The sequence below is a fragment of the Bradyrhizobium sp. SRL28 genome (assembly GCF_018596315.1).
In the GTDB taxonomy this organism is placed as follows: domain Bacteria; phylum Pseudomonadota; class Alphaproteobacteria; order Rhizobiales; family Xanthobacteraceae; genus Bradyrhizobium.
In genome coordinates this window covers 245908-271324 of record NZ_JAHEAG010000002.1, presented here as the reverse complement: position 1 = coordinate 271324, position 25417 = coordinate 245908, and the positions used below count along the sequence as shown (strand labels likewise).

27 protein-coding genes and 1 pseudogene are annotated in these 25417 nt (G+C 62.0%); 14 read left to right on the top strand and 14 right to left on the bottom strand.

The genetic code is table 11. The features are described from left to right. Positions 1–12: 12 nt before the first annotated feature. From KIP88_RS05720 to KIP88_RS05710, 3 genes are read right to left on the bottom strand one after another with little or no spacing between them, the layout of a single operon-like run. Positions 13–1197, bottom strand: coding sequence for an acyl-CoA dehydrogenase family protein (locus KIP88_RS05720; protein ID WP_214486886.1), 1185 nt, complete (start codon positions 1195–1197; stop codon positions 13–15). Further along, a complete protein-coding gene (locus KIP88_RS05715) occupies positions 1190–2071 on the bottom strand; it encodes a CoA ester lyase (protein WP_214486885.1) in 882 nt (293 codons plus the stop codon). The genes KIP88_RS05720 and KIP88_RS05715 overlap by 8 nt, the downstream gene beginning before the upstream one ends. Further along, complete coding sequence (locus KIP88_RS05710; RefSeq protein WP_214486884.1) at positions 2068–2520, bottom strand: MaoC family dehydratase; 453 nt, start codon at positions 2518–2520, stop codon at positions 2068–2070. The genes KIP88_RS05715 and KIP88_RS05710 overlap by 4 nt, the downstream gene beginning before the upstream one ends. A gap of 126 nt (positions 2521–2646) precedes the next feature. Between KIP88_RS05710 and KIP88_RS05705 the strand changes: the two genes are divergently transcribed. After that, on the top strand, positions 2647–3660 hold the full coding sequence (locus KIP88_RS05705; RefSeq protein WP_214486883.1) for an NADP-dependent oxidoreductase: 1014 nt from the start codon (positions 2647–2649) through the stop codon (positions 3658–3660). Position 3661: 1 nt separating this feature from the next. On the opposite strand, the gene KIP88_RS05700 is transcribed toward KIP88_RS05705, so the two are convergent. Beyond that, positions 3662–4537, bottom strand: coding sequence for an SDR family oxidoreductase (locus KIP88_RS05700; RefSeq protein WP_214486882.1), 876 nt, complete (start codon positions 4535–4537; stop codon positions 3662–3664). Between the two features lie 141 nt (positions 4538–4678). Here KIP88_RS05700 and KIP88_RS05695 point away from each other — a divergent pair, with 141 nt between their 5' ends. Then, complete coding sequence (locus tag KIP88_RS05695) at positions 4679–5482, top strand: enoyl-CoA hydratase/isomerase family protein (protein ID WP_214486881.1); 804 nt, start codon at positions 4679–4681, stop codon at positions 5480–5482. Positions 5483–5505: 23 nt separating this feature from the next. Here the strand turns inward: KIP88_RS05695 and KIP88_RS05690 are convergent, their stop codons facing one another. The 3 genes from KIP88_RS05690 to KIP88_RS05680 form a co-directional block, all read right to left on the bottom strand. Further along, entirely contained in the window at positions 5506–7131 is a 1626-nt protein-coding gene (locus tag KIP88_RS05690; protein WP_214486880.1) for an AMP-binding protein, read from the bottom strand. 130 nt (positions 7132–7261) lie between these two features. Next, positions 7262–8062 (bottom strand): enoyl-CoA hydratase/isomerase family protein, encoded by an 801-nt coding sequence (locus tag KIP88_RS05685; protein ID WP_214486879.1) that lies wholly within the window; start codon positions 8060–8062, stop codon positions 7262–7264. A 50-nt stretch (positions 8063–8112) separates the two neighbouring features. Then, complete coding sequence (locus KIP88_RS05680; RefSeq protein WP_214486878.1) at positions 8113–8994, bottom strand: SDR family oxidoreductase; 882 nt, start codon at positions 8992–8994, stop codon at positions 8113–8115. Between the two features lie 287 nt (positions 8995–9281). Here KIP88_RS05680 and KIP88_RS05675 point away from each other — a divergent pair, with 287 nt between their 5' ends. After that, positions 9282–9737, top strand: a complete 456-nt coding sequence (locus KIP88_RS05675; RefSeq protein WP_214486877.1) for a MarR family winged helix-turn-helix transcriptional regulator — start codon at positions 9282–9284, stop codon at positions 9735–9737. 18 nt (positions 9738–9755) lie between these two features. Here KIP88_RS05675 and KIP88_RS05670 read toward each other — a convergent pair whose 3' ends face one another. The 3 genes from KIP88_RS05670 to KIP88_RS05660 form a co-directional block, all read right to left on the bottom strand. After that, positions 9756–10721 carry a tripartite tricarboxylate transporter substrate binding protein gene (locus tag KIP88_RS05670; protein ID WP_214486876.1) on the bottom strand — a complete coding sequence of 322 codons (966 nt, stop codon included), beginning with the start codon at positions 10719–10721 and terminating at the stop codon, positions 9756–9758. Positions 10722–10890: 169 nt separating this feature from the next. Then, the gene (locus tag KIP88_RS05665; RefSeq protein WP_214486875.1) at positions 10891–11439 is read right to left on the bottom strand and encodes a hypothetical protein; all 549 of its coding nucleotides are present in this window, start codon (positions 11437–11439) and stop codon (positions 10891–10893) included. After that, complete coding sequence (locus KIP88_RS05660) at positions 11384–12391, bottom strand: amidohydrolase family protein (protein ID WP_214486874.1); 1008 nt, start codon at positions 12389–12391, stop codon at positions 11384–11386. The genes KIP88_RS05665 and KIP88_RS05660 overlap by 56 nt, the downstream gene beginning before the upstream one ends. Positions 12392–12628: 237 nt before the next feature. Between KIP88_RS05660 and KIP88_RS05655 the strand changes: the two genes are divergently transcribed. Genes KIP88_RS05655 through KIP88_RS05615 form a run of 9 tightly spaced genes read left to right on the top strand, consistent with a single transcriptional unit; the run spans position 12629 to position 19993 of the window. Beyond that, on the top strand, positions 12629–13816 hold the full coding sequence (locus tag KIP88_RS05655; RefSeq protein ID WP_214486873.1) for an FAD-dependent oxidoreductase: 1188 nt from the start codon (positions 12629–12631) through the stop codon (positions 13814–13816). 28 nt (positions 13817–13844) lie between these two features. Further along, complete coding sequence (locus KIP88_RS05650) at positions 13845–15116, top strand: Rieske 2Fe-2S domain-containing protein (protein ID WP_214486872.1); 1272 nt, start codon at positions 13845–13847, stop codon at positions 15114–15116. 17 nt (positions 15117–15133) lie between these two features. Continuing rightward, the gene (locus KIP88_RS05645; RefSeq protein ID WP_214486871.1) at positions 15134–15619 is read left to right on the top strand and encodes an aromatic-ring-hydroxylating dioxygenase subunit beta; all 486 of its coding nucleotides are present in this window, start codon (positions 15134–15136) and stop codon (positions 15617–15619) included. A 12-nt stretch (positions 15620–15631) separates the two neighbouring features. Further along, positions 15632–16393: an SDR family oxidoreductase gene (locus KIP88_RS05640; RefSeq protein WP_214486870.1), complete on the top strand. Its 762-nt coding sequence runs from the start codon at positions 15632–15634 to the stop codon at positions 16391–16393. 9 nt (positions 16394–16402) lie between these two features. Then, the gene (locus KIP88_RS05635; RefSeq protein ID WP_214486869.1) at positions 16403–16717 is read left to right on the top strand and encodes a non-heme iron oxygenase ferredoxin subunit; all 315 of its coding nucleotides are present in this window, start codon (positions 16403–16405) and stop codon (positions 16715–16717) included. Position 16718: 1 nt separating this feature from the next. Next, entirely contained in the window at positions 16719–17402 is a 684-nt protein-coding gene (locus KIP88_RS05630; protein ID WP_214486868.1) for a TetR/AcrR family transcriptional regulator, read from the top strand. Beyond that, the gene (locus tag KIP88_RS05625; protein ID WP_214486867.1) at positions 17399–18277 is read left to right on the top strand and encodes a VOC family protein; all 879 of its coding nucleotides are present in this window, start codon (positions 17399–17401) and stop codon (positions 18275–18277) included. The genes KIP88_RS05630 and KIP88_RS05625 overlap by 4 nt, the downstream gene beginning before the upstream one ends. 21 nt (positions 18278–18298) lie before the next feature. Continuing rightward, entirely contained in the window at positions 18299–19159 is an 861-nt protein-coding gene (locus tag KIP88_RS05620) for a VOC family protein (protein ID WP_214486866.1), read from the top strand. Between the two features lie 54 nt (positions 19160–19213). Next, positions 19214–19993 carry an SDR family oxidoreductase gene (locus KIP88_RS05615; RefSeq protein ID WP_214486865.1) on the top strand — a complete coding sequence of 260 codons (780 nt, stop codon included), beginning with the start codon at positions 19214–19216 and terminating at the stop codon, positions 19991–19993. 180 nt (positions 19994–20173) lie between these two features. Here the strand turns inward: KIP88_RS05615 and KIP88_RS05610 are convergent, their stop codons facing one another. Continuing rightward, positions 20174–21595, bottom strand: coding sequence for a sulfatase (locus tag KIP88_RS05610; RefSeq protein ID WP_214486864.1), 1422 nt, complete (start codon positions 21593–21595; stop codon positions 20174–20176). A 120-nt stretch (positions 21596–21715) separates the two neighbouring features. Here KIP88_RS05610 and KIP88_RS05605 point away from each other — a divergent pair, with 120 nt between their 5' ends. Continuing rightward, complete coding sequence (locus KIP88_RS05605; RefSeq protein ID WP_214486863.1) at positions 21716–22435, top strand: GntR family transcriptional regulator; 720 nt, start codon at positions 21716–21718, stop codon at positions 22433–22435. A 168-nt stretch (positions 22436–22603) separates the two neighbouring features. Further along, positions 22604–23350, top strand: coding sequence for a glucose 1-dehydrogenase (locus KIP88_RS05600; protein ID WP_214486862.1), 747 nt, complete (start codon positions 22604–22606; stop codon positions 23348–23350). Between the two features lie 75 nt (positions 23351–23425). On the opposite strand, the gene KIP88_RS05595 is transcribed toward KIP88_RS05600, so the two are convergent. From KIP88_RS05595 to KIP88_RS05585, 3 genes and pseudogenes are all read right to left on the bottom strand, one after another. Further along, positions 23426–24871, bottom strand: coding sequence for an aldehyde dehydrogenase family protein (locus KIP88_RS05595; protein WP_214487330.1), 1446 nt, complete (start codon positions 24869–24871; stop codon positions 23426–23428). Positions 24872–24938: 67 nt separating this feature from the next. Beyond that, positions 24939–25058, bottom strand: a pseudogene (locus KIP88_RS46330) (hypothetical protein); the annotation flags it as partial. Between the two features lie 41 nt (positions 25059–25099). Then, positions 25100–25390: a hypothetical protein gene (locus KIP88_RS05585; protein ID WP_214486860.1), complete on the bottom strand. Its 291-nt coding sequence runs from the start codon at positions 25388–25390 to the stop codon at positions 25100–25102. Between the last annotated feature and the right edge of the window lie 27 nt (positions 25391–25417).

Below are 25417 nucleotides of genomic sequence, written 5' to 3'. Positions count from 1 at the left end.
CCGCGCCGCGGATTAGTAGCTCTTCGGCAAGTCGAGTACCTTCTCGGCAATGAAACTCAGAATCAGTTGCTCCGTGATCGGCGCTAGGCGGGTAATCGCGACCTCACGGAACAGCCGCTCGACGTGATACTCCTTGGCGTAGCCGAAGCCGCCATGGGTCATGATGGCCTGCCAAGCCGCATCGTGACCGGCGCGAGCGCCCAGAAACTTCGCGCTGTTTGCTTCGGCGCCGCAGGGCCTGCCGTTGTCATAGAGCCAGGCGGCGCGCGTAGCCATCTGCCATGCTGCTTCCAGATACATCCAGCGTTCGGCGAGCGGATGTTGAATGCCCTGGTTCTGACCGATCGGACGGTCGAACACGACGCGTTCCCGGGCGTAGCGCGTCGCGCGGCGTAACGCATCCTGCCCGATCCCGATAGCCTCGACCGCAATCAATATCCGTTCGGGATTGAGGCTGTGAAGAATATAGGAAAAGCCCTTTCCCTCCTCGCCGATCCGGTCCGCTTCCGGAACAAACAGGCCGTCGATGAAGATAGCATTGGAATCCACCGCCTTGCGGCCCATCTTCGGAATGCGGCGAACTTCGATCTTCGAACGATCGAGATCGGTGTAGAAGATGGTGATGCCGTCGGTCGGCCGCTTGCATTCCTCGAACTTGGTGGTCCGCGTCAGCAGCATGATCTTGTTGGCGACTTGCGCGGTCGAGGTCCAGACCTTCTGTCCATGCACGCGGTAGCCGCCGGGCACCTTTTCGGCAAAGGTCTTGATGCGCGTGGTGTTCAGTCCGGCATCGGGTTCGGTGAAGCCGAAGCAGCATTGGTCTTCGCCCGAAACGAGGCGTGGTACCCAGCGCCGCTTCTGGTCGTCCGTTCCCTTGACGACAATCGGATGCGGACCAAACAGATTGATATGCACTGATGATGACGACGTCATGCCGCCGCCGTGGCTTGCCACCTCATGCATCATGATGGCGGCCTCGGTAACGCCCAAACCGGAACCGCCGTATTCCTCCGGCATGGTGATGCCGAGCCAGCCGGCATCGGCCATGGCGCGGTGAAATTCGCGCGGAAATTCGCCGTCCTCATCGCGCGCCAGCCAATATTCGTCGTCGAAGCGGGAGACAACAGCACGAACGCCCTCGCGAATTGCGGCATGATCTTCCGAAACGTCGAGCTGATTGGAGGACGATTTATCCATTGGAGCTTCCCTCTCCGACGGAGGCCAGGGTTCGCCTAGCGGCGACCAGATGCGGAATATCGTACATCTTGCCGTCAATCCCGACTGTGCCGACATCCGGGTCGGCCGCGAATGCAGCGACCACGCGGCGCGCATGCGCGAGATCAGCGTCAGACGGCGTAAAGCAGCTGTTAATGGTTGCGACCTGATCGGGGTGAATCGCGATCCGGCCGACAAATCCGTCTCGGCGCGCAATCCGACAGCTTTCCGCGAGTCCTACTTGGTCCTTGAAATCGGCATATAGCGTATCCAGCGCCGCCGCACCGGCGGCACCCGCGGCGAACAAACATTGCGCCCGCGCCACCTGATAGGGGAACGTCCAGCTTCCATCCGCCTCCTTGTTGGTGAGCGCGCCCAGCGCCGCACCGAGATCCTCCGCGCCCCACGTCATCGCCACCAGGCGTTTGTTCTTGCGCGCATAGCCGTTGAAACCGATCATGGCGGCGGGCGTTTCGGTCGCGACAACCAGCAGCTTGACGTGGCCAGGCGTGATACCGGTGGCCACCTCCAGCACGTCGACATAGTGCGAGACGAGATCGACATCCTCGATACCGTTGACCTTGGGAATCAGAATGCCGTCGAGGCCCGGGCGAACCACCGCCGCCAGATCTTCGAGCGTAAGGTCTGTGCCGAACGGGTTGATCCGAACCAGGAACGACCAATCCCTCTCCCCACCCCCCAGAAGCGCCTTGACGGCATCACGGGCAAAGGCCTTTCGGCCCGGCGCAACCGAGTCCTCCAGATCAAGGATCAGCGCGTCGGCGCCGATGCCGGTCGCCTTGGCGTATTTCCGTTCGCTGTCGGCCGGCACGAAAAGAAGCGAGCGCAATCTCATTTTGGTCGCCTCATCATCAGAGCGTTCCTGCGGCAGTAGACCACTTCTTCATCGCGCTGATTGAACCCGCGGTGTTCGAACGTCACGATGCCCTGCGTCGGACGCGACTTGCTTTCGCGCAGTGATACGACCTTGGTTTCGGCACGCAGCGTATCGCCGCCGAATACCGGGCGTGGAAACTTGGTGTCCTCCATTCCCAGATTTCCGACGGTGGTGCCCAACGTCGTATCCTGCACCGACAGTCCGATGATGAGGCCGAGCGTGAAGATCGAGTTCATCAACGGCTTTCCGAACTCAGTTCCCTTGGCATATTCGTGGTCGATATGAACCGCCGCCGGATTGTAGGTCAGCGACGAGAACAGGATGTTGTCCATGTCCGTGACCGTGCGCCGGATTTCATGGGAAAACGTCTGTCCGACAGAAAATTGTTCGAAGAAGAGCCCCGCCATTTGTTGCCTCTTGCTGGATCCCGGGGTGAATAAGACGGCCTGCGCCGCAAGGACTTCCTTGTCTCCCATCCATTTTCTATCGTATTGTTATATCGTACACAAGTGTACTAATTGGGAGGATTGACCATGGGCGCCCTTGTGAACCGACAGGTGCGGCTCGTTTCGCGGCCGCGGGGAATACCACAAACCGAGCATTTTGCGCTGGCGACGGAGCCGATGCCCGCGCCCGGCAAGGGTGAGATACTCATCAGGAACCGCTATCTCTCCGTCGACCCGGCCCAACGCGGATGGGCGAATGACGAAGGGAACTACAGCGCGCCGGTGCCGCTCGACGCTCCCATGCGCGCGCTCACCGTCGGTGAAATCATCGAGAGCAACGCGCCGGAGTTTCAAGCCGGCGAATTCGTGTATGGCTGGTTCGGCTGGCAGATCTACTGCGTTGCAACGCCGGATGCCGTGCTGCGCCGCGTTCAACCTTCAGCCCTGCCCCTCAGCGCCAATGTGAGCCTGCTCGGCATCAACGGCCTCACGGCCTATCTCGCCTTGCACGGTCTTGGCGACCCAAAACCTGGTGAACATGTTCTGGTATCGACCGCGGCCGGCAGCGTGGGCAGTTTTGTCGGGCAACTCGCACAGATCGCGGGTTGCCGCGCTGTCGGACTTACCAGCTCGGCTGAAAAAGCTGCGCTCGCAAAAGCCCGCTACGGCTATCAGGACATGATCAACTATCGCGAAATCGCCGACCTTGCGGCGGCGATCCGCGAGGCATGCCCTGACGGCAACGACATCTTCTTCGACAACACCGGTGGTTCGATCGCCGATGCCGCCGTCCGCTCCATGCGGCTGCGGGGAAGGATCATCCAGTGCGGCACGGCTGCCAACGCCTCCTGGACACCTGTTCCCACGGGCCCGCGGCCAGAGCGGGAAATCCTCACCCGCCGCCTGCGATGGTCGGGCTTCATCATCTTCGATCACGTCAGTGAATTCGAAACCGCGGCAGCTCGCCTGACGCAGTTCGCGCTCGACGGCAAGATCGTCCACGACGAGGAAATTCTGCCGGGACTCGAACACGCTCCCGGCGCCATTGCCCGGCTCTACCGGGGAGAAAACCACGGCAAGCTGATCATCGCTGTCGACTAGACTACGCGCTGGCTTTCCGCTTCATCACTTCCGGCAGCGTAGCGCGATGAAAGCCTTCAAACGGCAAGCTGCGGCTGTGCGGTTCCAGCTTCCAGGTGGTTCGCGCATTCGGCGTTCCGCCATCGACGCGGAGGCAGGAGCCGGTGACATAGGCTCCCGCCGGCGACAACAGGAAGACAATGGCGGCAGATATTTCCGCTTCTGTCCCGAAGCGTTGCAGCGGCACCCGTTCCGTAAAGTCGTGCAGCTTCGTTTGCATTTCCGGCGTGTAGGTATCAAAACCGCTCGACACGATGCCGCCGGGCGCCACCGCATTGACGCGCACGCCTGATCCCGACCATTCGCAAGCAGCCGTTTCGGTCAGGGTCAGCATGCCGCCGCGCGCAGCAGCGGAATGGCCGAACTCGGGCCAGCCGTGCCAGATATCGGCGATGATGTTCACGATGGCGCCGCCATTGGCCTCCATCCAGCGGTTATAGACCTCGCGCATGAAGATGAAGCCGCCGGTCAAATTGTTGCGCACGACCGCCTCGAACCCCTTGGTGGAAATCTCCTTCAGCGGCGAGCGATACTGACCGCCGGCGTTGTTGACGAGGCCGTCGATGCGACCGTATTTCGCGAGCACCGCCTCGATGGCGGCCACGACCATCGCGTCATCGCGGATGTCGCAGGCGTGGCTCATCACCTGACCGCCATCCTCCTCGATCTCCCGCTGCACTTCATTAAGCTTTTCCACCGTCCGGCCCATGATCGCCACGTTCGCGCCGAGCGCGGCGAGTTCGTGGGCCGTACAGCGCCCGATCCCGCTGCCGCCGCCGGTCACGATGATCGTCTGCCCCTTGAACAGATCCGGCCTGAACACGGACTGATATGGCATTGTCTCGTCTCCCTGACGTCTTGTCGCTATCTTGCGGCCTTTGTTACAGCACCGCTGGAGGCTTCACCGAGCATTGCGCTCGATTATGGTACACTATATTACTATCTGTCATCAAAGACAATGAACGATGGGAGCGCAGCCGTGACGCAACCGAAAACGATCACTATCGAAACCCATGGCGCGATCGAGATCCTGACGTTGGATCGCCCTGCCCAGCGCAACGCGGTCACGCCAGAAATGATCGCGGATTTGACCGACTATTTCTCTGGTCTCCACGACCGGCCGACGACGCGCGTCGTGATCCTGCGCGGCAACGGACCCGAATTTTCGGCCGGCGCCGAACTCGGATCGGATGCGTTTGCCGCGCCCGGCAAGGGACGGCCACAGCGCCAGCTCCGGATGCAGCAAAACTATTCCGGCGTGATCCGTTTGATGCGGTCGTGCCCGCAGCCGATCATCGGCCTTGCCCATGGCGCCGCATGCGGCGCCGGTTTTTCCTTCCTGCTGGCCTGTGACATCCGCTTCGCCGCGCCGGATGCTCGGATGAATGCCGCCTATATCCGCATCGGCGTCGGCGGCTGCGACATGGGCTCGGGCTACCTCCTGCCCCGGCTCGTTGGTCTTTCCGTCACGTCGGAGCTGTTGCTCACGGGTCGCTTCCTCAAGGCCGAGCGGGCAAAGGCGATCGGGCTGGTCAGCGATATCGTTCCCGCCGATGAACTGCTCGCGACGGGGCTCGAATTCGCCTCCGAAATGCTGCGTGTTTCTCCCATGGGGCTGCGACTGACAAAGCAGGCCCTCAACGTCCTGATCGACGCCCCGAGCCTGGATGCGGCGCTCATGATGGAAGACCGGCAGCAGGTGATGCTGCTGGAAACACATGACCACGCCGAAGCCGTCGCGGCATTTCGCGAGCGGCGGGACCCGTCCTACTCCGATCAATAACCAGGACGGATGCCGCCTCTGCGCTACTTCGTTTCGGCAAATGTCGCAGCGATCTCCTTCAGCTTGAACTTCTGAATCTTGCCGCTGGCGGTGCGAGGAAGGTCAGCTATGGCCTCGACGCGCTCCGGCCAGAACTGTTTCGCCATCTTGCAGTCGCGCAAGTAAGTTTGCACCGTGGCCAGATCGATCGTGCTCCCGGGGCGCGGAACGATGAAGGCGCAGCCTCGCTCGCCGAGCCGTGCATCAGGAAAACCAACCAGAGCGACCGCGGCGACGGCAGGATGCTTGTAGAGCAGGTTTTCGACCTCGACGACCGGTACGTTTTCCCCGCCCCTGATCAGGATGTCTTTCACCCGGCCCGAGATGCGGATGTAGCCATCCTCGTCCATGTACGCGAGGTCACCGGAATCGAACCATCCCTCACCGTCAAATGTCTGCAGCTCCGGCCGCTTGTAGTAGCCCTTGAACATCTGGGCGCCGCGAACGAGCAGCCGTCCCGATTGACCGGCGGGCATCGGCTTGCCGTCGAGATCGACAATGCGGACTTCCATCCCATCTTGCGCTCGGCCATCCGTGGTCGCCGACTTTTCCCCTGCCCGCGAAGGTTCGGTGAGTGTGCCCGACAGGATCTCGGTCATGCCCCAGAGCGAACAGACCTTGAGGCCGAGTTCGTTGGCTGCACGTTCGATCAGGACGGAAGGAATCGGCGCGCCGCCACACAGGAACGAGCGCAGATCCCTCGGATGGGGAGCGCCCGCCTTCACGGCCTCGCAGATGTCGTTCAGGAACGGCGTCGAGGCGGCGGTATAGGTAACGCCTTCACTCGCCATCAGGCTGACGCCGCGCTTGGCCTCCCACACGTCCTGAAGGATCATCGTGCCGCCAAGATAGACCGAGAGCAGAACGATTGCCGCATATCCCGTCATGTGGCCTACCGGTGAGGCCACCAGCATGACATCGCTGGAATCGAGGCCGAACCTGCCCGTCAGCGCCTTGCAGCAGGCGATGAGCGAGTTCGAGGTGTGCATGACGCCCTTCGGCTCGCCCGTCGTGCCGGAGGTGAACATCAGGACGGCCATGTCGTCCGGCGCCAGACCTGGGGGAAGTTTTCCGGGATCAGACGCCAGCAGCGCGCGCTCGAAACTGTCAGGTCCATCGCCGTCGACGACGATCACGTGCTGGAGATCGGGCAGATCGCCTCGCATACCCTGCGCCATCGCCGCGTAGTCGAAGCCGCGATAGTTCTTCGGGACGATGAAGACCTTGGCCTTGCAGAAATTCAGGATGTAGACCAGTTCGCGTTCCCGCAGGATCGGCATCACCGGATTCATCACCGCGCCGATCTTGCTGCAGGCGAAGGCCGTGACGACGAATTCCCACCAGTTTGGCAATTGCACCGTGACGATATCGCCGCGCCCGACGCCGAGCCGCAGCAGCGAAGTGGCGGCGCAATTTGCGCGCCTTTCGAGCTCCTTGTAGGTCAAACGATGAGCGTGCTCGCGATCTGCCCGATCGGCGACGATCGACACCTTGTCGGGCGCCTTGGCCACCGCCTCGGTAAGAAGCTGATCAACGGTCTTGTCGAGCCAGTATCCGGCCTCCCGGAAACTGGCGGCAGAAGTGTCTCGCTTGGCAGCGGCTGCGGTCATCTTTCCCTCCTGCGGCGGATGTTCCGAATTCTATGTTCGGATTAATATAGTTCACTAGTGTACCTTATTCTGAGTTACGATAGTTTGCAACTGGTCAAGGTTGTCGCATCCGGGGTGCCGGGCGCCGGTTTCACCGCCCAATGAATGCGGGCTTCCGCTTTTCGACGAATGATTTGACGCCTTCGCGCGCATCGGCCGTCCGCGCGATGGCGGCGAGCGTCTGCGCCTCCTCCTCCAGCTGGCTTTCCAGCGGCCGGTCCAGCGTCTGCGAAAACAGGCGTTTGATCGCGCCATAGGCCTCGGTGGGACCGGCCGCCAGTTCCCGCGCTATTCGTTCCGCCTCGCGCTGCACTTCGCCATCGGGAACGACGAAATCGACGAGGCCGAGCGACAGGGCCGTCCCCGCGTCCAGCGTCTCGGCCAGCAGGAAAAATCGTCTCGCGCGCGCCACGCCGATCCGGCGTGTAACCGTAGTGGTCGAGCCGCTGTCCGGGCTGAATCCGATCTTTGAGAAGGCCGACGAGATGCGCGCCGATTCCGCGATGACGACCAGATCCGCAGCCGCCATCAGGGAAACGCTTCCGCCGGCGACGTTACCGTGCACGGCGGCAACGACGGGTGCCCGCATCCGGACCATTCTTGCAATCGCGGCATGCAAGTCCGCCGTCCAGGCCTTGATCGTTCGGGGCAGCGCGTCTCCCTGCTTCACCAGCGACGTCAGGTCGCCGCCGACGCTGAACAGCCGGCCGCGCGCGGAGATCAGCACCGACCGCACGTCGGCTCGTTCGCTGAGTTCGGCAATGCACAGGCTGAATTCGCGGCAGAACTCCCCATCGATGGGATTGCCCCGGTCGGGCTGATCAAGGACGATATGGGCAAGCCCATCGTCGATCGTGCACTGAAAGCTCTTTGTCGAGATCGCCAGATCCATTCGATGCCTTTCCCTGTTTGTTGCCGCAGGCTGCCGGGAATCGGCCGACGTCAGATCGACCGCGTTTCCTTTTCCTTCCGCACCGAGGCTTGAATAGCCTCGCGCGCGCGCTGCCAATCGGCTGGCGACAACTTCGCCAGACCTGCAAAGGTGCTGGGCGCAGCCAAATGGTGGCCGCCATCGATGCTGATCGTGTCGCCGGTGATGTAGCTGCAGCCGTCCGACATCAGGAAGATCACGAGATTGCGCAACTCGTCCATCTTTCCGAAACGACGCAACGGAACCTCGTCCGCCTGCGTTGCGCCGACACCGGTCTCCGCCAGTGGATTGAGCTTGTCCCACGCGCCTTCGGTCGGAAACGGACCCGGCGCAATCGCATTAACGCGAATGTCTTTGGGACCCCACTCGACCGCCAGCGACATGGTCATGGCGTGTACCGCTGCTTTTGCCATTGCCGCCGGCACCACATAGGCCGATCCGGTCCAAACCCAGGTGACGAGGTTACTGATGATCACGCCGGGCAAACCTTCGGCAATCCATCGTCTGCCGCAGGCAACGGAAGTGTAAAAGGAACCGTCCATCACCGTCGACCGGATCGCCTCATAGCCTCGCGGCGACAGGCTTTCGGTCGGGGCCAGGAAATTGGCCCCTGCATTGTTGACGAGGCCGGTGAGCGGGCCGTCCGCCCATATCGCCGATATCATCGCCTCGATGCTATCAGGGTCGCGAACGTTGGCGATCAAGGCGTCCGCTTGTCCGCGCGACCGTTCGCGGATCTCGGCCACCGCCAGATCCAACACTTCCTTGCGCCGCCCGCATATATAGACCTTCGCGCCATGGGCCGCGAACCCTACCGCCATCTCCTTGCCAAGCCCGGTGCCTCCACCCGTGACCAGGATCCGCTTGCCTTGAAGCAGGGCGGCGTCGAACATGGTGTCTTCCTTCCCCGCGGCGCGATTTTGATCGCGTTTCGCTGTGCCTGGCCAGAACCGGCACGCAATTCATACACTAGCGTACTTGTTTTGTAAACCGGTTAACGGCGGGTTAAGATGCTCAGTTTGAGCCTGAAATCGCGATATGCCCTTTAAAATACGCTGGTGTATGGTATTGGTTGAGGGCCTGCTCGCGACTCGCTTTAAGGGAAACATCAATGGCTGATCAGCCCGATTGGGATCTCCGGCTTGGATATCTCATCCACGACGTGTCGCGGCTCAGGAGGATGATGTTCGACCGCGCCCTGGCGCCGCTCGGAATCACCCGCTCGCAATGGTGGGTGCTCGCGTTCATTTCGCGCAAGGACGGCCTGCCCCAGACCCAGCTCGCCAACGAGCTCGACGTCGGAAAGGTTGCCGTGGGGGCGCTGATCGACCGCCTGGAGTCTTCCGGCTTCGTGATACGCCAGGCCGATCCGGTCGACCGGCGCGTCAAACGCGTCTACGTCACCAAGCAGGCGCGCGGCTTCCTCGAGAAGCTCCGCAAGGAAACCGACAAGTTCAACGCCATGATCGTCAACGGTATCGACCGGAAGCAATTGGAGGGCGCATCGGATGCGCTCCTGGCGATGAAGCACAACCTGCTCGCCATGTCGGACGGTACGCTGCCCGAGGGCCAAAAAGCGGACGAAGAGGCTGACGTGCAACGCTCCAAGCCCCGCAAAAAGCGGCGGGCGGCCTGAAGCTCGATAGCCAGCAGATCATTTCTTCTCGATTTTCGCGATCTCGACGATCTCCGCCCAGCGTTTGGTATCAGCCTCCGCAAAGGCTCTCAGCTCTTCGGGGCTAGCGCGAAACGGCTTTGCGCCGATCGATTCCAGATAAGCCTTCGTCTCTTCGCGCGTGACAAACGCCGTCACAAGCTGATTGAGCTTCGCGATGATATCGGGTGGCGTGCCCGTGCGCACGAAGACGCCGACCCAGGCAGTCAACTCCGATCCGGCTAGCCCGGCTTCCGCGATTGTCGGAACAGTCGGCATGGTCGCCAGCCGCTCGCTGCTGGTCACCGCCAGTACACGCAACCGTCCATCCTGCACCAGCCCTTGCGCGCTGGCCGGATCGGCGAATACGCAGTCGATCTCGCCGGAAAGAATGTCGGTCAATGCCTGAGGCATTCCGCGATAGGGAACATGCTGCATCGCGATTCCAGCACGAAAGCGGAAGAGTTCGGCAGCTCCCCGGCTCGACGTGTTGCCGCTGCCAAACGACAACGGCTTCTCACGCGCCTTTGCCAAGGCGACGAATTCGGCCACGTTGCGGGCGGGAAACTCCGCCTTCACCGTCAGCATCATCGGAATGGTCATGATCCCGGCAACGGGCGCAAAATCGCGGGCGGGATCATAGGGCATCGAACTGAAAAGATTGACGTTGGCTGCTTGCGTCGAGTTGGTGGTCACGAAGACCGTGTATCCGTCGGCCTCCGCCTTCAGAACCGACAACGCCGCAAGGTTGCCATCGGCGTCCGGCTTGTTCTCGACCACCACGGCTGCGCTTGTGGCGGTCCCGATGCTTTCAGCCAGACGCCGGGTCACGGCGTCGGTCGCGCTGCCCGCCGGGAACGGCACGACGAGATTGATCCGCCGAGACGGATAGGATGCGGCATCCGCCACATCCATCCCGAGCAAGGCAACGAACAGGCCGAACGCCATCGCCAGGTACGCACGCATGAATCGTTCCTCGACATCAACAGGTTGCCGCCATTGGCGGGAGACAGTCCTCGATTTGTTCTTACTTGTACGCTGGTTTACTATTCATGAGAACATTTTGTTACAAGCAGTCCATCCGGTTTATTGACGCGACGCCGCAACACTCGGCCCAATGCCGATGTGCTGGAGCCTACCGGCAAGGTTCCGATTCACCGGTCGTCCCGGCCAGCTCAATTCGGTCAACCCTGGCGAAGAGATTATCGGCCATGGCCAGATCCGTTACGAAATGCATGGGATCGGCGTGGCCGCAGATCACGTCGGGGAAATGCCAGTCCGCCGTTGCCAGAACCTTGTCTTTCGCCAGGATCGCCACTTTCAAAGGGCATCTCTTGCCGACACCGCGCTCGCTCTGATAGCCGTCGGCAATGCAATAAAGCTCCAGTCTCACCTTACCGTCGGCGATATGCTGCACCGACACCTCGATCTCGCAAAAGCCGAACGCAGGATCGTCGCTCGAGCCCTCCATGTAGAAATAAAAGGCGCCTATCTTGCCGTGCGCACATGCGCCGAGCGCACTGTCGCGCGGTACTTGCGGGTCGGGACGGGCCGGTGTGCGCGGTGGCAGCGGCCCAAGCGAACAAGACTGGGGATAGGAATAGCACGTACCCAGGACAACCTCCCTCTCAAAGAGCGCGGCGCGCAGTCGACCCCGTTTGGAGGCCGAGCAGCGTTCGCGCATTGTCGGCGAATGTTTCGCGCGCAATGCCCAGCGCCGCTTCTGCGAATTCCGCCGGACGGTCCTGCTTGATGGTAAATGGATAATCCGACCCTACCACCAGCCGCTCCTTGCCGACCTTTGCGACGAGATAGTCCAGCGCTGCGCGATCATAGAGAATAGTGTCGTAGTAAAATGCCTTGGCCATCTCGCCGGGATCGCACGAAAACAGGCTATCCAGAGGCGCTCCGATTGTTCTCGCATGCCGCAAACGCGGCAATATCCAGGGCAGCGCGCCGCCTCCATGGCTGAGCAAGAACCGCAATTTCGGAAACGCCTCGACAATGCCACCCGTCATCAGGGACACCGCCGCGAAGGCAGTCTCCAACGGGAATGCAGCAACGGCGGCGAGTTCCGGACGGCCGCCCATGCGGTCGAGACCGAGCGGATGCAACGGGTGGATCATCACCATGAGCCCGGCCTGCTCAGCAGCAGCATAGACCGCGTGCAGGCGCGTATCCCCAAGTGCAATGCCGTTGATATGGCTGCCGATCTCGATGCCGCGCAGGCCGAGCGATCTTATCTCGTCCAGCCGCTTGACGGCGAGCGATGTGTCCTGCATCGGCACCATTCCGATCCCGACGAAATGCCGGGGATGCGCGGCGCAAAGCTCCGCGATCCCCTCGTTCACGTACCGGCACAGCGCGTCTGCGTCGCTGGGCGGAAACCAATGCGACAGCAGTTCCGGCATCGGAGAGACGACCTGCACGTCGACGTCGTCGGCAGCCATGTCGTCGATACGACGCCTGGCGTCCCAGCTTCGCGAATCGATGACGCGAAACACCTTGCCGCCGACTATTACCGCAGCGCCGTCGCGATCCCTGCGTTCGATCGACGGCCAGCGCGGATTGCGGCCCGGTTCCGACGGGATGTGCGCCGGAACGAAATGAGTATGGGTATCGATGGCCTCGGCCACGACGCGTTTCCTCGATCCTGTTTATGCACCGCACCAGCCACACGGCCAACATTATCGGGCCGAGTGTGCGATCCTACTTTACAAGCAGGTTGGACTGTTTTTATTATCGATGCAATGAAGGAATGGATTGCAGGGTTTGGCGTCTTTCGCTCAACCGGTCTGCGATAAAGGTGCGACGATCGAAGATCGCGTCAGGGAGCGAAAGCTAAAAAGTTGCCGGCACAGATCGAAAACATCGTGATTGCAGGAGCGGGCCAGGCTGGCGGCCGCGCCGCCGAGGCCTTGCGTGCACGCGGCTTTCGAGGCGCGATCACCATGCTCGGCGAAGAGCCGCACCCGCCCTACGAGCGGCCGCAGCTTTCCAAGGCCATGCTGCACGCGCCCGATGCCCCGGTGGCCTATATCAAACAGGCCAGCGACTGGAGCGACATCCTCGCTGTGCGGCTGGAGACCGGCAGCGCGGTGATCGATTGCGACGCGGACCGCCGCATCGTGGCCACAGCGGATGGTCGCTCCTTCGCTTTCGACCGCCTGCTAATAGCGACCGGCACCCTGCCCCGACGCCTGGCAGCGCTTGAGAATTCAGCCATTGAGATCCAGTACCTGCGCAATGTCGAAGATGCGTTGCGGTTTCGCAAATCGATCCACGACAAATCGCGCATCGTGATCGTCGGTGGCGGCGTGATCGGCCTTGAGGCCGCCTGCGCGGCAGCGAAGAACGGTTGCCGCATCACCGTCGTCGAAAGCGAGCAACGGCTGCTGGCGCGCGCATTCCCTGCTGTCGTGAGCGACCTGGTCGCGGCAAGGCATCGCAGCCATGGCGTCGAATTCATCTTCGGCGCGACGGTCAGCGGAAGCTCATCCGATGGCGTCAGGCTTAGCAATGGGGCTGACATCGCGGCCGATCTGGTGCTGGTCGGTATTGGCGTCGAGCCGGTCGCCACGGTAGCGGAGCGACTCGGCTTGCCGTCGGCCGGCGGGATCTCCGTCGATGCCTACGGGCGCACCGCGGCGTCCGGCGTGTATTGCGCTGGTGATGCGGCGCTGCAATTCAGCCGCTGTCACGACCGCGCCATCCGCGTCGAGACCTGGGCCAATGCGCAGAACCAGGCGATCGCGGTCGCCGGCAACATGATCGGCGAGACAAGGGAATATGGCGATCCGCCGTGGTTCTGGACCGACCAGTATGACCTCAACATTCAGGTCGCCGGCGACATGCTGGAAGCAGACCACATCATCCGCGGCGATACGAACTGCGGAAAATTCTCCGTCATCGCCATGCGCGGCGCCGACATTGTCGGTGCGCTCTCGGTCAATTCCGCCAAGGAGATGGCGATGCTGCGGCGGGTGATCGCGGCCGACAAGCGCCCTGCCCGCGCCGATCTGGAATCGTCCGCCTACGATCTGCGGGCCGCCTTGAAATGACGCACAAGAGCCTTTGAGGGAGACAGTGATGAACGCCTTCCAACGGATGAACACCGCACTGATGATCGATGAGACCAGGAAGATCTTCAAGGTTTCGCGTCAGGCCTTTGTCGATCCTGACATTCTCGCGGCCGAGCGGGCGCAAATATTCGACAAGTGCTGGCTCTATCTTGGCCATGGGTCCGAACTCGCCAAGCCCGGCGATTTCGTCACCCGCATGGTCGGAGGGCGGAGCATACTATTCGCCCGCGATGCCAAGGGCGCTCTCAAGGCGATGTTGAATACCTGCCCGCATCGAGGCGCGCAGGTTTGCCGGGAAAAGCACGGCAACGCAAAGTCGTTCCAATGCTTCTATCATGGCTGGGTATTCGGCCTGGATGGAACGCTGCGCAGCCAGCCCGGAGAATCCTCCTACGCCGAAGACTTCAAGGAGCGTTCTACCAGCAATATGCAGCAGGTTCCGCGGTTCGAAAGTTACCGCGATCTCAATTTCATCTGTTTTGACAAGGGCGTCGAAAGCCTCTCGGACTACCTGGGTCCGGTCAAGGACTATCTCGACGTGATCTGCGACCAGGCCGAAACAGGAATGACCATCGTCGGCGGCACGCAGGAATACTCGATGCGAGCCAACTGGAAGCTGCTGACCGAAAACAGCATCGACGGCTATCACGCACTCACGACGCATGCGACTTATCTGGACTATCTGAAGTCCGCGACGGGTGCACTGGCCCAGGTAGCATTCGAGGGGTCGGCCCGTGATCTCGGCAAAGGACATGCCGTGCTCGAGTACAAGGCCCCTTGGGGCCGCCCCGTTGCGCAATGGATTCCTTCCTGGGGTGAGGAAGGCAAGCGCGAGCTTTCGCGCCTTTACGACGGCCTGCTCAAGCGGTTCGGCAAGGAGCGCGCCGATCGTATCGCGACCTTCAATCGCAACCTGTTCATCTTTCCCAACCTGGTGATCAACGACATCATGGCGGTGACGGTGCGGACCTATTATCCCGCCGCACCCGATTTCATGAATATCAGTGCCTGGGCTCTTGCCCCCAAGGAGGAGACCGAATGGGCGCGGAAGTACCGGCTATTCAACTTCCTGGAATTTCTCGGGCCCGGGGGATTTGCGACGCCCGACGACGTCGAGGCGCTCGAACAGTGTCAGCGCGGCTTTCGCAACTCCGCCGAGGCCCAGTGGAACGACATCTCGAAGGGCATGGGCAAGGAAAACCCGTCCTACGACGACGAGTTGCAGATGCGCGCGTTCTGGTCGAACTGGAACGAACACGTTTTCAGGGTGCCGGCATGAGCGACGGAGTAACAGTCATGCAAGCCATAGCTCGCACGGAAGTCGAGGATTTCCTGTTCGCCGAAGCCGAACTGCTCGACGAATGGCGCCTGCCGGAATGGCTGGAACTGTTCACGGACGACGCGATTTACTACGTCCCGGCGACTGATCTCGCCGTCGATGCCTCGCCCGACAACAACCTGTTCTATGTCGCGGATGACCGCTTCCGGCTCAGCGAGCGGGTCAAGCGCTTGATGAAGCGAACCGCACATGCCGAGTTCCCGCATTCGAGAACGCGTCACCTCGTCAGCAACGTGCGAATCCGAAAACAGATCGGCGACGACCTGGAGGTCAGTTCGGCATTCATCACCTATCGCACCAAGGATGGCGTGACCGATACCTACTTCGGCAGCAATCGCTATCGCCTGGTGCCCGGCAACGGCACGTTCCGGATCAAGGAAAAGCGCTGCCTTCTGGACAGCGAGGGCCTGCGCGCCCAGGGCCGCGTCAGCATTATTCTCTGAAGAAATGACGAAATGGACAAGAAACTCAGGGATAATGTTGCCATCGTCACCGGTGCAGCGAAAGGTATCGGTCTTGCGATCGCCGAGCGGCTGGCAAAGGACGGCGCAAGGCTGGTGCTTGCCGATCTCGACGAGGGCGGACTGCAACAGGCCGCCGCGCATCTCACCAAGGCGTTCGGCGCGGACGTCGCGAGCCATGCCGGCGATCTCGCCGATCAGGGCACTGCGGAAAAAACCATCAATCTCGCGAGCGAACGCTTCGGCCGGCTCGACATTCTCGTCAACAATGCCGGCGGTGGCATCATCAAGGCGTTCGCCGAGCACTCGCCGGAGACGCTGAAGACGACGATCGACCGCAATTTGTGGACCGTGTTGTGGTGCTCCTGGTACGCGGTCCCCAAAATGCGCGCCCAAGGCTATGGCCGCATCATCAATCTCGGCGCCGATTCCGTGCGCAACGGCCTGTGGGACCATGCCGCCTACAATGCCGCCAAAGGTGGCGTGCACGGCCTCACCACCGGCATGGCGCGGGAATTCGCCAGGGACGGCATAACCGTGAACACGGTGGCTCCCTGTGCGGTGAACACACCGCAGATGGTGGCAATCACCAAGAGCAATCCTGCGCTCGCTGCGAAGTTCGTCAGCGTTATTCCGATGGGCCGTCCGGCCGAAATGGAGGAAGTCGCTTCGATGGTTTCCTATCTCGCTTCCGCCGAAGCCTCGTTCGTGACCGGTCAGGTCATCAGCGTCAACGGCGGCAGCACCATGCTTTAGGTTTTCGCGATGGGTGAAACAGTCGTCCTTTGCGCGGCCAATGAAGTGGTCGAAGGTGAAATCCGGCAGGCTCCCCTGCCCGATGGAACCAACGTCGCCTTGTATCGGGTGGACGGGGCGATCTACGCCACCGCAGATATGTGTACCCATGGCGAGGCATCGCTGGCGGAGGAAGGCATCATCACCGGCAAAATCGTCGAATGTACCTTCCACTTCGGCACGTTCGACGTGACCACCGGCGAGCCGACGGGCATGCCCTGCGAAATTGCGTTGAAGACATATCCCGTCACCATCGTGGACGGGAAGGTTCAGATCGAGGTTTGACATGGCCAGCCGTCCCGACCGCGTCCCCGCTCCGCTGAAATCCGCCCGCCGTTCGCTCGGCACCGCCAGGCGCCGGACCCAGGCCGAACGAACCGAGGAAACCCGCACACGAATCCTGAAGGCTGCATCGGAGCTCATTCGCCGGCGCGGCTACGCCCGCTTTCGAACCGCCGATGTCGCCGCCGAGGCCGGCCTGTCCCGCGGCGCGCAGCTTCATCACTTCCCAACCAAGGATTCACTCGTCGTCGCCACGCTTGAATATGTGTTCGAGCAGGCGCAGGTGCAGAGCCGGCGCCGCGCCGCGGCCGTCAATCGCCCGCGCGACCTGATCGAGGCCGTGATCGAGGACGCCCGCGAATTCTTCTTCAGCGAGCACTTCCTGGTGGCGATCGACATCGTGCTGTCGACCTCGACCGATCAGGCCGTGCGCAAGCAGATCCTGGATATTTCCCGCAAAGCGCGGCGACCCGTGGAGACGGCATGGACCGAGGCACTCGCCGCCAGCGGCGTTCCTCCCTCCCTCTCGGCCGATATCGTGGCGCTGACACTGAGCCTGGTTCGCGGCATGGCGCTGCGCACGCTCTGGGATAACGACCCGAAATGGTTCGACGAGCTGTTCGCGGTGTGGCGCAAAATGATCAAGATTTTTCTTGAATCCCAGCATCCGAAGGCGCGGGCGCGATGAAGAACGGCAGCGCCACAGCCCTGATCAGCTCGGTTTGCTATGTCCGCCTTGTGGTGAGCGAGCCGAATGCCTGCGCGCACTTTGTGTCGGATATTTTCGGGCTACAACGAGTTGCTGATCAGGATGGCGAAATTGCCTTCCGCTCCGACGATCGTTTTCGCACCGTCAGCCTCGCAAAAGACCTCAGCGAAGGCGCAAGTGTAGGAATCGAGGTCTGGGACGATACAGCCCTCCAGGAGATCGGTCGGCGCCTGCGCGAACTCGGTTTTACCGTCAGGGATGCGACGGCTGGTGAGTGCCGGCGCCGCTACGTGCAATCGGCGCTGCTCACCGAGGACGCCTCGAACAACAGCATCGATCTGGTGGTTCGTCCGACCCGGAGCGGCCGGCGCTATTTTCCGCCACGCGATGCCGGCATCGTCGCGTTTCAGGGCGTAGGCCTTCGCTCCACCGACCACGTCCGCGATCTGGCCTTCTGGCGCGCGCTCGGCGCAGATGTCAGCGACTGGGTCGGCGACATCGCCTATTTGCGGATCGACGGCATGCATCACCGCTTGGCGCTCTATCCGTCAAGTCGGAACGGCCTGTTGTATGCAGCCTTCGAGGTCGAGGCGCTCGATCAGATCATGCAGAACAGCTACTTCATGCAGGAAAGCCAAATCAAGATCGTGCATGGCCCGGGACGCGAGCCGGCATCGCGGCAGATTTTTCTGCATGTCGAGGGGCCGGACGGGCTGATCTTCACTTACGTGAACGGCATGGCGGCGTTCGACGGAAAACCGCGGCTGGCGCGGCAGTTTCCACTGGCCGCCGCGTCGCTGTGCGACTGGGGCAGCGAAAGCAATGACGTACCGGAATTTCGCGCGCCGGGTTGAGGCCCGAAAAAGGAAGATAACATGATCCAGCTAAGGGATGTGAGCTACGTTCGCCTCGGTTCGCCCGATCTCGAATCGGCGGAAACCTTCGCGACCGCCTGCCTCGGCCTGCAGATTGCCGAACGCGGCAAGAAGGACCTCTACCTTCGCTCCGACGAGCGCGCGCATACGCTGTGCTACTCCGAAGGCGATCCGCGCGACCAGACCGTCGGCTTCGAGGTCGAGGACGAAGCGAGCCTGCAGGATGCCGCCGCCACACTGGAATCGCTCGGGCATGCCGTTCACGCCGGTTCCGCGCGGGAGGCCGAGCAGCGCAAGGTAAGGGCTTTTATCGGCTTCCGCGATCCCACCGGCAACCATATCGAGCTGGTGGTGCGACCGGAGCGGAGCGGCCGGCGCTATTTTGCGAGCCGCAACGCAGGGATCACCGGCTTTAGCCACATCGGACTGAACTCCACCGATCCCGCCCGCGACGAGCGCTTCTGGACCCAAGTCTGCAATGCCCGCGTCAGCGACCGCATCGGCGATATCCCGCTGATGCGCGTCAACGCGATCCATCACACCATCGCGCTGGTGCGCGCGCCAAAGGCTGGCATCCAGCATATCAACCATCAGGTGGAGAGCAGCGACGATGTGTTGCGCTCCTATTATTTCCTCAGCGATCGCCGCGTGCCGATCGTGTTCGGCCCAGGCCGGCACCCGACGTCAGGCGCGCGCTTTCTCTATTTCACCGGCCCCGACGGAATGATCTTCGAATATTCGGTCGGAGTCGACGAGATCGAGGACGAGGCCACGCACCGGCCGCGGCAGTTCGGCTTCGAGCCGACGAGTTTCTGCATGTGGGGCTCGAAACCAGCAGGCATGGCTTTGCCGAACAACTAGCTGGCACTGCAACGGACACGGTTAGTTCCTGGAAACGGTACAAGGCGCGGCAATATGGATCTGGGATTAAAAGGACGCACCGCGATTGTGTGCGCGGCGAGTCAGGGGCTCGGCAAGGCCAGCGCAATGGCGCTCGCGCGCGAGGGAGTTGACCTGGTCATCGCAGCTCGGCGCCGCGATGTCCTGAAGGACGCCGCCGACGAAATCGCGTCTGCTACCGGAAATCAGCCGAAGATCGTCGTTGCCGACGTAACCACCAAGGAAGGCCGTGACGCCATTCTGGCCGTCTGCCCTGCACCCGACATTCTCGTCAACAACGCTGGCGGACCGCCGCCCGGCGATTTCCGCAAATTCGAACGCGACGACTGGATCAAGGCGCTCGACGGCAACATGCTGGCGCCGATCGCCCTGATCAAGGCGATACTGGATGGCATGATCGCGCGGAAATTCGGACGCATCGTCAATGTGACATCGCATGCGGTAAAGGCCCCGGTCGCGATGCTTGCGCTCTCCAACGGCGCGCGCACCGGCCTCACCGGCTTCGTCGCAGGGCTCGCGCGCTCGACCGCCGAGCACAATGTGACGATCAACAATCTGCTGCCCGGCACGTTCGATACCGACCGGTTGAAATCAAATCTTGCCGCGCTGGCGAAGAATTCGTCGCGCGAGGTCGGCGCGGTCACCGAGGAGATCAGGACCGCCAACCCGACAAAACGGTTCGGCCACCCGGACGAATTCGGCGCGACTTGCGCGTTCCTTTGCTCGGCGCACGCCGGCTACATCACCGGGCAAAATATCCTGATCGATGGCGGCGCCTATCCCGGTACATTTTGATCTCGACTTCCCCCGCAAACCGTTTCGGTGTGGACGTCTCATCCGCTGCTACCGCCGGGCCCGCGCCGTATACGAGGGCAACGAGCCCCATCCCGGTGGAGCCGAGGAATTGCCTTCGCGTGAAGTCGCCCCTCATGCCTCCCTCCACAACTCGATCGATATTTCCGCAACCGTGACGAGCTAGGATGCGCGTTCGAGCAACGCAGCGAGGCGAGGATCGGAGTATTTGTTGGTGACTCCGGCGCGGCGCAGGTCCTCCGCGTACATCTCCAGCAGAGCACGGATGACGGCGGGGTGCTTTGCCGCCACGTTGGTGGTTTGCTTCGGATCAGAGCTCAAATCGTAGAGCTCGACCGGTTCGCCCGGAATCGCATAGAGCAGCGACCATTTTTGCGTCGTGATAGTGACGGGTTGCCATTCGACCACCGTCCGCATCAGATCGTCGACGACTTCAACCGTATCGCCGGGATTGGCGAGCGGCAGCGCCGTCAGCACGTGGTCGCGCCCCTCGAAGGCCTCGCCAAGCACGCCAGGAAGCAGCGAGAGCCCCTGCATCTCCGGCTGGCGCGGCAGGCCGGCCATGTCGCAGATCGTGGGAGCGAGATCGAGCGCGCAGGCAAGCTTGCTGGTTCGTCCGGGCTTTGCGCCCGGCACATGGATCAACAGCGGCACCTTGGCGATCTCCTCGTAGAGCGGCGAACGCATCCACGTCGCTTCGCCGGGCGCCCTGCGGACCATCTTGCCCATCAGTCCATGCTCTCCGAGCAGGAAGCCGTGGTCGGAGACGAAGATGATGGCGGTGGAGTCCTCGATGCCGAGATAGGCGAGCTGGTCGAGCAGATGCCCGATCCAGCGATCGACGAGCTCGAGCTCGCCGCTATAGAGCGCGCGCGCCACCGCGATATCGCGGTCGGTCATGCCGTGCTTCTTGCATTCGCCATAGGGCGGATGCACGCGCTCGCCGGCATAATCGGGAAGGTAGTGACGGGTGTAGTAAGCCGGCGGGTCCCACGGCTCGTGCGGATCCCAGGTGTCGACCAGCGCGAAGAACTTGTCCTCGTAGATTTGCTCCAGGCATTTGGCTGCCTGCACCATGGTGAGCGGTGCCGGACAGTCCATCTCGCCGGTGCGTGGATCCGGTTTCACCTTGCCGGTGATCGGCCATTGCGGCAGCTTGCCTTCGCCCTGCCGCTTGGTCTTGTTGGGGGCGGTGTAGGAGCTGTAATGCGGCGTTCCCAGGAGCTGGGACTTCATGTCGTAGAAGAAATTGAATCCGCGATCATATGAATAGCCGTTGACCTGATAGAACGGCGTGTCCACCACGCCGAGCGTCGTGTAACCCGCTTCGGTCAATGTGGTTGCAATCGAGCGATCCGCGCGCGGCAGCGCGCCCCATCCTACACCGGCGAACGCAGGCTTGCCGGTGAGATAATCGTAGCGCGCAGGCACCGTCGGAAAGCTCGACGCATAATAACGATCGAACACCATCGATCGCGCGGCGAGCCGATCCAGATTGGGAGTTCGGACGTGCCCCCCGTTGTATCCCAGCATGTCCGTCCGAACGGTGTCGGACACGATCATGAGGATGCGATCTACCGCCATCTGTTACCTCCCTAATCTTTTGTTGAGTAAAATATCACACATCACATTTCGAGCGTCAATGATAATATATCACACATCACACATTGTGAATTGGCATAGCGGCGTGTTAAGGAGGAGCGCATGGAAACGATGCATAAGGGTTCGGCGGGTCTGGTTTCGGCGCCAAGCTTGCGCGAGCAGGCGCGAAAGGTGATCCGCGGGCTGGTCATCACCGGGCAGATGCAACCGGATCAGCTCTATTCGGTGCCGCGGTTGGCGGCCGAACTCGGCGTATCGGCGACCCCGGTGCGGGAAGCCCTGCTCGATCTCGAGCGCGAAGGTCTACTCGAAGCGGAGCGTAATCGCGGCTTTCGCGTGGTGTCGCTGTCGCTCAACGAACTCAATGATATTTTCGCGGTCCGACTGCTGCTGGAGGTGCCGAGCGTTGGCGATATCGCCCAGGGCGGGTTGTCGGACAGACAGCTCGATGAGCTTCATCAACTGGCGGAGGCGACGCGGCAGACGGCGGATACCGGCAATCTGATTGCCTTCCTTGATACCGATCTCAAATTCCACGTTCAACTGATCGCCACGCTTGGCAATCAATACCTCGCCAAACTGGTCGAGACGCTCAGAGACCGCGTGCGGTTGCAGGGCTTTGCGAGCGGCGAGTCGCCGCGAGACTTTCTCAAGCAATCCGCAAACGAACACTTCAAATTGCTCGATTACATCGCAAAGCAGGACCGAAGCGGAGCCGAAGCGACCATCCGACGGCACCTGGAAAGGTCGCGCGGCGTATGGGGCAGCAGGCACAACACGACGCAGGCGGCAAAAGCGAGCGTTCTCGACGAATCGTCCTGACCGGAAGGCCTGCGCTTCTCGCTCCCGGAACGACAGCTTCCTTCTGCAAGGCGGACCGGTTCTCGCGGTATTTGGATCGATCGCAGCCTTTCCGTCAACGGTGCCCTCCCCTCCCTCTATCGGCTGATGCCAGCCAATGTTGAACACTCTCCAACAGCGAGGACCGCCATGAGACTGAAAGACAAGATCGCGATCGTGACAGGCGGCGGCTCCGGCTTCGGCGAAGGCATCGTCCGCAAATTCGTCACCGAAGGAGCCCGCGTCGTCGTGGCCGATCGCGATCAGGCCGCGGCAGAACGCGTGGCCGGCTCGCTCAGCGGCAAAGCCATTGCAGCAGTTGCGGATATCTCCAACGAATCCGGCTTCGCTTCAGTCGTGCAAAAAGCCCATCGGGAGTTCGGAGGACTCGATATCCTCGTCAACAATGCCGGCGTCGGTCACACGCCGCAACCGCTCGAAACGGTGACAGACGACATGTTCGACAGAATAGCCAACGTCAACATGAAGTCGATCTATTACGGCGCCAAGGCCACCGTGCCGCACTTCAAGCAGCAGAAATATGGAGTTGTGCTCAATGTAGCCTCCACCGGCGGCGTCAGTCCGCGACCGAACCTGACCTGGTACAATGCCTCGAAAGGCTGGGTCATCACGGCTACGCGCGCCATGGCCGTGGAGCTTGCGCCGTTCGGCATCCGGGTCAACGCCATCAATCCCGTCGCCGGCGAAACGCCGCTCTTGAAGACCTTCATGGGGCAGGACACGCCCGAGATCCGCGCCAAGTTCCTGTCGACGATTCCAATCGGTCGCTTCTCCACGCCTGAAGACATGGGCTACGCCGCTGCTTTCCTGTGCTCCGACGAGGCAAGCATGATCACGGGGGTCGCCATGGAAGTCGACGGTGGCCGCTGCATCTGACGCGAGACTCGACCCGCGCGTGCCCGATCACGTGTCGAATGCCGGCGGCGTGATCACCGCCGGCGTTCGCAGTCGTCAGCCGTGATAGATCGAAATGGTCTTCGTCGTTGCAAAGCCGTAGAGGGCTTCAAAGCCCTTCTCGCGGCCGTGGCCCGAACGCTTGACGCCGCCGAACGGCAACTCGATTCCGCCGCCGGCGCCGTAGTTGTTGATGAAGACCTGTCCCGAGTGAATGGCGCGCGCCAGGCGGAATTGCCGCCCGCCGTCGTTGGTCCAGATTCCACAGACGAGGCCATAGGGCGTACCGTTCGCCAGATCGATCGCCTGCTGCTCGCCGTCGAACGGCATGATGACCTGGACCGGCCCGAAGATCTCTTCCTGCACAAGGCGGTGACTGGGCGTAACGTCGCGGATCAGCGTCGGCGTGACATAGGCGCCGCCGGCAGGCGCTTCGGGCACGATCGTGCCCTGCGCGGCGAGACGCGCGCCGTCGCGCTCGGCCAGGCCGATATAGCCTTCGACGATGTCCTTCTGCCGGCGGGAGACCATGGGGCCGACATCGAGGTCGGACAGCGCCGGCCCGACCTTCAGCTTTCGGTAGGCATCGGCCATGCGTGCTGCGACCTCTTCATAGATCGACCGTTCTACCAGGATCCGCGACGAGGCGGAGCAGGTCTGGCCTGCGTTCTGAATGCCCGCCATCACCAGGAACGGCAGCGCCCGATCGAGATCCGCATCGGCAAAGACAAGCTGGGGCGATTTACCGCCTAGCTCCAGCGTCACCGGCACCGCATTCCGCGCGGCTGCCGCCTGCACCAGCGCGCCGGTCGCGACCGAACCCGTGAAGGAAATGTGGTTGATGCCGGGATGGCCGGACAACGCAGCACCTGCCTCCTCGCCGGTCCCCGTGACAAGGTTGAGCGCACCGTGCGGCAATCCCGCCTCCTCCGCGATGCGGGTAAACTCGATCACCGTGAGGCAGGCTTCCTCGGCCGGTTTCACGACGGCGGCGTTGCCCATGGCAAGGGCCGCACCGAGGCTGCGTCCGATGATCTGCATCGGATAGTTCCAGGGAATGATATGGGCGGTCACGCCATGGGGCTCATAAAGCGTGATTGCCGTGAATCCCGTCCGGTAAGGGATGGTGTCGCCGTGAACCTTGTCAGCTGCAGCACCGTAGAATTCGAAGTAGCGCGCCAGCGCCTCGACGTCGGCCCGCGCCTGCTTGAGCGGCTTGCCGACGTCCCGTGCTTCGAGCTCCGCCAGCAGATTGATATTCTTCAGGACCCCCTCGCCGATCCGATGCAGGATGCGACCACGGTCGGTCGCCGACATGCGTCCCCAGTCGCCAGCGAGCGACGTCCGGGCTGCCTGCACCGCGCGATCGACGTCCTCGCTGCCGCTGCGGGCAATGTCGGCAAGATGCGAACCGTCAGACGGATCCAGGATCTCGAGACGACGTCCATCGGCGGCATCGATCCATCGGCCGGCGATGTAGTTGCGATAAGTCCGTTTCGACACGATGCGCTCCAGAGTTTGATCCTGCTGCAAGTCGTGCAGGACGTTTCTGCCAAGTCCTCGAGCACGGCCCCATTTCAATGGCAAGTGCCAGCGACGACGTCAATTCCGAAACTCTCGCCCCCACCGCCTGCGCTCCCAGCACGAGGTGATCGCTGGCCCGCGCGACGATCCGCACGAAACCCTCATCACGTCAGCGCTGAAGCATCACGCGAAGGTGAGGCAGGACGTTCATGACGCCGTGGCTTCCGTTCTGACCGGCGATCGTCCGACGACCTCGACCGAACGGAGAGCGGGATGTCGTGCGAAGCGGGAGCAGAGAACCGTGGGATCGTGGTCCGGCCTTGCGGCGACGCCGAAGTCGATGGCCGCCCCTCCCTCCACATCAACCATCATCCGGAATTCGACCATCTGCAGTCCAAAGCGCTGCACGTCGGCCAGAAGCTGGGACGCCGCGGCAAGCGAATCCGTGGCAATGGCCCTGAAGACGACGGACGAAGCGCGAGACGCGGCGGACGGCATTTGCTGATCTCCTCGACAGGACTGTAT

Bases quoted from the DNA above. Each gene is read 5' to 3' on its own strand.
- KIP88_RS05600 (WP_214486862.1), top strand. From the start codon at position 22,604: ATGAGACTGAAAGACAAGATCGCGATCGTGACAGGCGGCGGCTCCGGC.
- KIP88_RS05650 (WP_214486872.1), top strand. From the start codon at position 13,845: ATGAACGCCTTCCAACGGATGAACACCGCACTGATGATCGATGAGACC.
- KIP88_RS05645 (WP_214486871.1), top strand. From the start codon at position 15,134: ATGCAAGCCATAGCTCGCACGGAAGTCGAGGATTTCCTGTTCGCCGAA.
- KIP88_RS05685 (WP_214486879.1), bottom strand. From the start codon at position 8,062: ATGGATCTGGCGATCTCGACAAAGAGCTTTCAGTGCACGATCGACGAT.
- KIP88_RS05635 (WP_214486869.1), top strand. From the start codon at position 16,403: ATGGGTGAAACAGTCGTCCTTTGCGCGGCCAATGAAGTGGTCGAAGGT.
- KIP88_RS05615 (WP_214486865.1), top strand. From the start codon at position 19,214: ATGGATCTGGGATTAAAAGGACGCACCGCGATTGTGTGCGCGGCGAGT.
- KIP88_RS05710 (WP_214486884.1), bottom strand. From the start codon at position 2,520: ATGGCGGGGCTCTTCTTCGAACAATTTTCTGTCGGACAGACGTTTTCC.
- KIP88_RS05720 (WP_214486886.1), bottom strand. From the start codon at position 1,197: ATGGATAAATCGTCCTCCAATCAGCTCGACGTTTCGGAAGATCATGCC.
- KIP88_RS05605 (WP_214486863.1), top strand. From the start codon at position 21,716: ATGGAAACGATGCATAAGGGTTCGGCGGGTCTGGTTTCGGCGCCAAGC.
- KIP88_RS05705 (WP_214486883.1), top strand. From the start codon at position 2,647: ATGGGCGCCCTTGTGAACCGACAGGTGCGGCTCGTTTCGCGGCCGCGG.
- KIP88_RS05675 (WP_214486877.1), top strand. From the start codon at position 9,282: ATGATGTTCGACCGCGCCCTGGCGCCGCTCGGAATCACCCGCTCGCAA.
- KIP88_RS05610 (WP_214486864.1), bottom strand. From the start codon at position 21,595: ATGGCGGTAGATCGCATCCTCATGATCGTGTCCGACACCGTTCGGACG.
- KIP88_RS05680 (WP_214486878.1), bottom strand. From the start codon at position 8,994: ATGTTCGACGCCGCCCTGCTTCAAGGCAAGCGGATCCTGGTCACGGGT.
- KIP88_RS05670 (WP_214486876.1), bottom strand. From the start codon at position 10,721: ATGCGTGCGTACCTGGCGATGGCGTTCGGCCTGTTCGTTGCCTTGCTC.
- KIP88_RS05585 (WP_214486860.1), bottom strand. From the start codon at position 25,390: ATGCCGTCCGCCGCGTCTCGCGCTTCGTCCGTCGTCTTCAGGGCCATT.
- KIP88_RS05700 (WP_214486882.1), bottom strand. From the start codon at position 4,537: ATGCCATATCAGTCCGTGTTCAGGCCGGATCTGTTCAAGGGGCAGACG.
- KIP88_RS05715 (WP_214486885.1), bottom strand. From the start codon at position 2,071: ATGAGATTGCGCTCGCTTCTTTTCGTGCCGGCCGACAGCGAACGGAAA.
- KIP88_RS05690 (WP_214486880.1), bottom strand. From the start codon at position 7,131: ATGACCGCAGCCGCTGCCAAGCGAGACACTTCTGCCGCCAGTTTCCGG.
- KIP88_RS05665 (WP_214486875.1), bottom strand. From the start codon at position 11,439: ATGCGCGAACGCTGCTCGGCCTCCAAACGGGGTCGACTGCGCGCCGCG.
- KIP88_RS05640 (WP_214486870.1), top strand. From the start codon at position 15,632: ATGGACAAGAAACTCAGGGATAATGTTGCCATCGTCACCGGTGCAGCG.
- KIP88_RS05630 (WP_214486868.1), top strand. From the start codon at position 16,719: ATGGCCAGCCGTCCCGACCGCGTCCCCGCTCCGCTGAAATCCGCCCGC.
- KIP88_RS05625 (WP_214486867.1), top strand. From the start codon at position 17,399: ATGAAGAACGGCAGCGCCACAGCCCTGATCAGCTCGGTTTGCTATGTC.
- KIP88_RS05620 (WP_214486866.1), top strand. From the start codon at position 18,299: ATGATCCAGCTAAGGGATGTGAGCTACGTTCGCCTCGGTTCGCCCGAT.